Genomic DNA, 717 nt, shown 5'->3' with positions numbered 1-717 from the left:
GGCGCGACCGCGTCCGATCTGCGTGGCACGACGACCTATGCGAGCTCGACCGCGAGCAGCAACGTGCTGTACTCCGGCGCTGCCGGCGGTACGACCGCTGCGGCTTCGACCACGAAGCTCGGCGGTGTCTCGGGTGTCCTCACCGGCGCCGTGACGCAGGATAACGCCGGTACCCCGGCCAACATCACCGGCACCACGCTGATCTACGGTGCGAGCGGCGCTCTGACCACGCAGGCCAACACCAAGTTCGCTGACGGCGACACCTTCAGCGTCAACGGCAAGACCGTCACCGTGAAGGCGGCGACCGCCCCGACGGCAGCCAGCCTGATCGGCGGCACCACCGGCGTGTTCGGCAACGTCGTCACCGATACCTCGGGCAACTCGACGGTCTACCTCAACGCCACCACGACGGTCGGCGACTTCGTGAATGCCTTCGATCTCGCCAGCGGCACGCAGACGGCGACGATCACCTCCACCGCGGGTACGGCGGCCTTCGCCCAGACTTCGGGCCAGACCGCATCGAGCTTTGCGAACGGCCAGATCTCGCTGCAGAGCACGACCGGCGCCGATCTGGTGCTGAGCGGCAAGGCTGACGCCCTGAAGGCGCTTGGCCTCACCGCATCGGTCGGTTCGGGCACCGCGACGGTGCAGGCGAACCGCACCACCGGCACGGGCACGCTGTCCTCGCTGCTCCAGACCAACTCGACGCTGAACGTC

General features: G+C 68.3%; 1 protein-coding gene. It reads left to right on the top strand.

All coding sequences use genetic code 11. The features are described 5' to 3' along the window. A partial coding sequence (locus IVB29_RS02570) for a DUF1522 domain-containing protein (protein WP_247501832.1) occupies positions 1-717 on the top strand: 717 nt, incomplete at both ends.

Source organism: Bradyrhizobium sp. 1 (assembly GCF_023073315.1).
Taxonomy (GTDB): Bacteria; Pseudomonadota; Alphaproteobacteria; order Rhizobiales; family Xanthobacteraceae; genus Bradyrhizobium.
This window is presented reverse-complemented; position numbering and strand designations above follow the sequence as displayed.